This window comes from Mesorhizobium sp. M2A.F.Ca.ET.042.01.1.1 (assembly GCF_003997405.1).
GTDB lineage: Bacteria > Pseudomonadota > Alphaproteobacteria > Rhizobiales > Rhizobiaceae > Mesorhizobium.
In genome coordinates, this window is the sequence record NZ_RZRX01000312.1 from 1 (window position 1) to 6,032 (window position 6,032).

Sequence of the window (6,032 nt, forward strand, 5' to 3'; positions counted from 1 at the left end):
CCCGGCCGGTATAGGCAGGGCCCGACGGATCGTCGGTCGGGAAGGTTTTGGCAAGCACGCGGTCGCCGATGCCGGGCGCCGGGCCGCTGGCGCCGCGCGATATGCGGATGGCGATGACGGGCGGAGAACCGGCGCCGGTAAATTCGCTCGGATTGGCCAGGAGCACGCCGTCTTCGTCGCGGCCGAAAATATCGAGCACGGCGACATGAGGCACCGCGCCGGCGCGGGTCAGGCGCTTGCGCTCCTTGTTGAGCAGACCCTCATCCTGGAGGTCGCGCAGCATGTCTTTCAGCCAGACGCGATCCTCGCCGCGCAGCGCAAAGGCTTTGGCGATCTCGCGCTTGCCGGAGCGGTCGGGATTTTCGGCGATGTAGCGCAGGATCTCGTCGCGCGAGGGCCGATAGTCGTCCTTGACCTTGGCCCTCGTGTCGGCGTGGCGCGGATCGCCGTGGCTTCTTCCGGAGATCCTGCGCGCCACGTCCTGCTACCCTTTCTTTGCCGCCCTGCGGAAGGGCTTTTTGCCGCCTCCGCCCTTGGCTTCCTTTTCGGCGATCAGGGCGAGCGCTTCTTCCATCGTCACAGATTGCGGGTCCTTGCCCTTGGGCAGCGTCGCATTGACCTTGCCGTAATTGACATAGGGCCCGTAGCGGCCGTCGCGTACCGTGATCTTGCCGCCGCCGTCGGGATGGTCGCCAAGCTCTTTCAGCGCTGCCGGCGTGGCGCCGTTGCGGCCGCCCTTGCCCTTCTGCTGCTTCTCGGCGATCACCGAGACGGCGCGGTTCAGGCCGATCGAGAACACGTCCTCGATGCTCTCCAGATTGGCGTAGGTGCCGTCATGCAGCACGAACGGGCCGTAGCGGCCGAGGCCGGCCGAGATCATCTTGCCGGTCTCGGGGTGTTTTCCCACATCGCGCGGCAGGGCCAGCAGCGCCAGCGCCTTTTCGTGGTCGATCGACTCCGGCGTCCAGCCCTTGGGCAGGCTGGAGCGCTTGGCCTCCTTGCCTTCGCCGCGCTGGATATAGGGACCGAAGCGGCCGCTGCGCAGCGTGATTTCCTCGGCCGTGTAAGGATCCTTGCCGAGCAGCCTGACGCCGTCCTCGCCATTGCCGTTCTCGCCATTGGGATTGGCGGCGTCGCCGAGCTGGCGGGTGTAGGAGCATTCCGGATAGTTCGGGCAGCCGACGAAGGCGCCGAACTTGCCGAGCTTCAGCGACAGGTTCCCGGTGCCGCATTTCGGGCAGATGCGCGGGTTGGAGCCGTCCTCGCGCTCCGGGAAAACCAGCGGCGCGAGCTCTTCGTTGAGCGCATCGAGCACGTCGGTGACGCGCAATTCCTTGATGTCGTCGACGGCGCCGGAGAAATCCTTCCAGAAGTCGCGCAGAACGTCCTTCCAGGCGAGCTTGCCGTCGGAAATCTCGTCGAGCTTCTCCTCGAGCGATGCGGTGAAGTCATATTCGACGTAACGCTCGAAGAAGCTCTCGAGGAAGGCCGAGAGCAGCCGGCCCTTGGCCTGCGGCACCAGCTTGCGGCGGTCGATGGTGACGTAGTCGCGGTCCTCGAGCGTCTTCAGGATCGCCGTGTAGGTCGATGGCCGGCCGATGCCGAGCTCCTCCAGCTTCTTGATCAGCGACGCCTCGGAATAGCGCGGCGGCGGTTCGGTCGTGTGCTGGGTGGCGTTGATCGCCTGGCGGGCAAGCTGCTCGCCGGAGCGGATCTCTGGCAGGCGGCGGCTCTCCTCGTCTTCCGCGTCCTCGTCCTTCTGGTCGGTATAGGCGGCGATGAAGCCGTCGAAGCGGATGACCGAGCCGACCGCGCGCAGTTCGGCGGTGCGGGCGCCGTTGACCGCCTCGATCTCGACCGTGGTGCGCTCGATCTCGGCCGGCTGCATCTGGCTGGCGATGGCGCGCTTCCAGATCAGCTCGTAGAGGCGGGCCTGGTCGGCGTCGAGATATTGCCGAACGGAAGCCGGCGTGCGGCGGAAATCGGTCGGGCGGATCGCCTCGTGGGCTTCTTGGGCGTTCTTGGCCTTGGTGGTGTAGAAACGCGGCTTCTCCGGCAGGTATTTCGCGCCGAATTCGCTGACGATGGCGTTGCGGGCGGCCTCGATCGCTTCGGGCGCCATCTGCACGCCGTCGGTTCGCATATAGGTGATGAGGCCGGCGGTCTCGCCGCCGATATCCATGCCTTCGTAGAGCTTTTGCGCCACCTGCATGGTGCGCGTCGCCGAGAAGCCCAGCCCGGAGGAGGCGGCCTGCTGCAGCGTCGAGGTGGTGAAGGGCGGGCCGGGATTGCGTTTTGTCGGCTTGGCCTCGACCGACAATGCCTTGAAGGTCGCGCCTTCCAGCATCGCCTTGATGTCATCGGCCTGCGCCTTGTTGGCGATGTCGAGTTTTTGCAGCTTCTTGCCGGCAAAGGCAGTGAGCCGCGCCTCGAAGCTATCGTTGCGCGGCGTGTTGAGGATGGCGGCGATCTGCCAGTATTCCTCGCGGATGAAGCGCTCGATCTCGGATTCCCGGTCGCAGACCAGGCGAAGCGCCACCGACTGCACGCGGCCGGCGGAACGGGCGCCCGGCAGCTTGCGCCATAGCACCGGCGACAGCGTGAAGCCGACGAGATAGTCGAGCGCCCTGCGGGCGAGGTAGGCGTCGACCAGCGGCGCGTCGATCTGGCGCGGATTGGCCATCGCATCGAGCACCGAGGCCTTGGTGATGGCGTTGAAGACGACGCGGCTGACCGGCTTGTCCTTCAGCGCGCGTTTCTGCTTCAGGACTTCCAGCACATGCCATGAAATCGCCTCGCCCTCGCGATCCGGGTCAGTGGCGAGGATCAGGCCGTCAGCGTCCTTGACCGCCTTGGCGATGTCGGCGAGGCGCTTGCCGGACGCGGTGTCGACCGACCAGGACATGGCAAAGTCCTCGTCCGGGCGCACCGAGCCGTCCTTGGCCGGCAGATCGCGGACATGGCCGAACGAGGCCAGAACCTTATAGTTCTTGCCCAGATATTTGTTGATTGTCTTCGCCTTGGCCGGCGATTCGACGACGACGACGTCCATGAGGTCTCTTTAATCAGCTGTGAGGTGGCGGAAGAACTCCGCGACGCACGACGAAATCCCACTCTTTTCGTCGCTCACATGGCCGTGCTTTTGCAATCGGTCAAGGGGAAGCGGCCAATTTGGGAAGCGGCTGCCGACGATACACTCTTAGAGTGTATGGCAAAGATCACTTTTTTGGCGATGGAGGCGTGCGCGCCCCGAACCGGCGACGACCGGCGGAAAGATGACTGGCTGCCGGATCAAGGAACCCGGCAGCCAGATCGCCCAATGAGGCGAGCTCAATCTGCCTTGACGACGTGCCAGGCTCCGGCGACGCCTTCGCCGTTCATGTCGCCGGCCTTCTTGTCCTTGACGAAGGTGTAGACCGGCTTGCCGTCATAGGCCCACATGTGGGTGCCGTCGGTGCGCTTGACGACAGACCATTCGCCTTCGGTCTTCGCGCTCGCCTTGGCTTTCAGCGGCGGCCAGTTGGCGGCGCATTTGTCATAGCAGTTGGACTTGCCCTTCTCGTCCTTGTCGAAAGTGTAGAGCGTCATGCCCTTGGCGTCGGTGTAGATCTTGGCGCCGCCCACTTCGGCTTCCTTCCAGGCCTCGGCGGCCTGGGACGCGGCGGTGCCGAGCAGAAGGGCGGCAAACCCGAGTGCGATCGCTTTCATCATAAGTCTCCCTGAAACAAGCGCGCGGCAGTCGCGCGCTCGTTCGGTCAACGCGTTGTGGAGCCCGTTTCTTCCTTTGGCGAAGCGGCGACGTGCCACACAATGGTGATTGGCAAGCGCACGCCCGCATCGCTATATCGACGCCAGCACAACTGGGACTCATGGGATGGCACTGGACATCGGCTATGTCAGCGCGGTCGGCGCGGGGGCGATCTCGTTCCTGTCGCCTTGCGTGCTGCCGCTGGTGCCGCCCTATCTCTGTTACATGGCCGGCGTTTCGGTCGAGGATTTCCGCGGCAATCATAGCGTGACGGCGCGGGAAGGCACGCGCGGCGCGCTGCTCTATGCCTCGCTTGCTTTCGTGCTCGGCTTCTCCACGGTGTTCGTCGCGCTCGGCGCCGGCGCCTCGACCATCGGCAGGCTGCTGCGGGTCTGGCAGGAGCCGCTGGCGATGGCGGCTGGCGCGCTCATCATCATCATGGGCCTGAACTTTCTGGGCATATTGCGCATTCCGCTGTTGTCGCGCGAGGCGCGCTTCCAGTCGCAGGGCAAGCCCGCAAACATGGTCGCCGCTTATGTCATGGGGCTCGCCTTCGCCTTCGGCTGGACGCCCTGCATCGGGCCGGTGCTGGGGCCGATCCTGACTTTGGCCGGCGGGCGCGAGACGGTGGGCGAGGGCGCGCTGCTGCTCGCCGCCTATTCGCTCGGGCTCGGCATTCCGTTTCTGATCGCGGCGCTGTTTTCCGGCGCCTTCATGCGCTTCCTCGGCAAATTCCGCGTCCATCTCGGCCGCGTCGAGAAGGGCATCGGCGCGCTGCTGGTCGTTGCCGGCGTGTTTTTCCTCACGGGCGGCGTGCAGAGCGTGTCGTACTGGCTGCTGGAGAACTTCCCGGTGCTGGGGCGACTGGGGTAGGCTGCCATTTTATGCGCGACGATCACTCCGGCACGCCGGCGACGCCCAAGGCCTCGACGTAACGCTCGCCGAACACCTTGTCCTGCCATGGGTTGATCTGTCTTTGCAGGGTGAGCGTGTACGTCGGGAACGCCTCCATCAGCCGCTGCGCCGCCGCCCGCGCCTCATCCAACCGATTGAGTTTGACCAGCGCCATGATCACCACCCGGTGCGAGGAGCCGTAGTTCGGCATCTCGTGCAGCGCGCGTTCACCCCATGCGAGCGCTTCCTCGTAGCGCTCGAGCATCAGGTAGCTCATGCCGATGCCCGAGAGCGCGATGCCCTTCTCGGGATCGACCGGGCTCAGCCGCATTGCCCTATGAAAATGCTCGATCGCGACGAGCGGGCGGCCGGAATGTGCGTTGACCCAGCCGCAGCTCGTATGGCCCTGCGCCGAATTGGGATTGAGCCGCAGGGATCGTTCGATAGTGGCCAGCGCCATCTCGTAGTCCTTCGCGCTGTAGGCAATCACCTGCGCGGCGAAGCGCAGGCTCGTGGGGTCGTCGCGCGCTTCCGCCAGTACCTCGCGCGCCATGCGCGTGGCGACTCTGGTATCGTCGGGCTCGTGCCAGCACTGGCTCACGGAGATGCTGCGGATATAGGCGCCGAGTGCCTTCGCCAAGTTAAAGCCAGGGTCAATGCTGAGCGCCTCGTTGGTGAGCCGACGCACGTCGGCAAAGCCTTCGCGGGTCATGCTGTAGAAGCGCGGCAGCGCGCGAAGGTAAAGGTCGTAGGCGCTCATGTAGTCGGTCGGCTTCATGCGCGCCTGCTTGATTTCCTCCAGCCGGATGCTCGGCTCGACAGCGCCGACGACGCTCTCGGTCACCTGGTCCTGCAGGTCGAAGATGTCGCACATATCGCCCTCGAAGCGGTCGGCCCAGACATGGTGCCCGCTGATCGCGTCCACCAACTGCCCACTGATGCGAACCCGCGAACCTGCTCGGCGGATGCTGCCTTCAAGCACGTAGCGGACGCCCAGCTCGCGCCCGACCTGGCGCAGGTCCACCGCCCGGCCCTTGTAGGTGAAGGACGAGTTTCGGGCGATCACGAAGAAGGAGTCCACCCGGCTCAATCCCGTGATGATGTCTTCCACCAGCCCGTCGGCGAAGTATTCCTGGTCGGGGTCGCCGCTCATGTTGGTGAAGGGCAGAACCGCGATCGAGGGTTTCTCGGGCAGGGGAGGCGGTGCAGCGCTGGCGTCGGCCTCGACGCGGTAAGCGCGCACGGGCCGCTCGATGTTCTTGAGGCGCAGGTCGCCAAGCGGCGTGAAGCCGCAGTCGAGCTTGCCCTGAAGGTGGTCGTAGGCGGTACCCGAGACGACCACGGTGCCTGGATCGGCGACGCTTTCGAGGCGGGCGGCGATATTGACGCC

At 65.3% G+C, this 6,032-nt stretch carries 4 protein-coding genes and 1 pseudogene; 1 reads left to right on the plus strand and 4 read right to left on the minus strand.

Annotated elements, in window-relative coordinates:
• The 3 genes and pseudogenes from EOA23_RS30285 to EOA23_RS30295 form a co-directional block, all read right to left on the minus strand.
• A pseudogene (locus tag EOA23_RS30285) lies at nt 1-478 on the minus strand (ribonuclease R); the annotation flags it as partial.
• A gap of 6 nt (nt 479-484) precedes the next feature.
• Complete coding sequence (gene topA, locus EOA23_RS30290; protein WP_127306827.1) at nt 485-3,052, minus strand: type I DNA topoisomerase; 2,568 nt, start codon at nt 3,050-3,052, stop codon at nt 485-487.
• Between the two features lie 278 nt (nt 3,053-3,330).
• Nucleotides 3,331-3,708 carry a hypothetical protein gene (locus EOA23_RS30295; protein ID WP_127306828.1) on the minus strand — a complete coding sequence of 126 codons (378 nt, stop codon included), beginning with the start codon at nt 3,706-3,708 and terminating at the stop codon, nt 3,331-3,333.
• Between the two features lie 166 nt (nt 3,709-3,874).
• Here EOA23_RS30295 and EOA23_RS30300 point away from each other — a divergent pair, with 166 nt between their 5' ends.
• A complete protein-coding gene (locus EOA23_RS30300) occupies nt 3,875-4,621 on the plus strand; it encodes a cytochrome c biogenesis CcdA family protein (protein ID WP_127306829.1) in 747 nt (248 codons plus the stop codon).
• Between the two features lie 22 nt (nt 4,622-4,643).
• Here EOA23_RS30300 and EOA23_RS30305 read toward each other — a convergent pair.
• A partial coding sequence (locus tag EOA23_RS30305; protein ID WP_127306830.1) for a tetratricopeptide repeat protein occupies nt 4,644-6,032 on the minus strand: 1,389 nt, incomplete at its 5' end.

What these genes read in the sequence shown, in the direction of transcription:
- EOA23_RS30300 (WP_127306829.1), top strand. Translation starts at nt 3,875, where the DNA reads ATGGCACTGGACATCGGCTATGTCAGCGCGGTCGGCGCGGGGGCGATC.
- topA (WP_127306827.1), bottom strand. Translation starts at nt 3,052, where the DNA reads ATGGACGTCGTCGTCGTCGAATCGCCGGCCAAGGCGAAGACAATCAAC.
- EOA23_RS30295 (WP_127306828.1), bottom strand. Translation starts at nt 3,708, where the DNA reads ATGAAAGCGATCGCACTCGGGTTTGCCGCCCTTCTGCTCGGCACCGCC.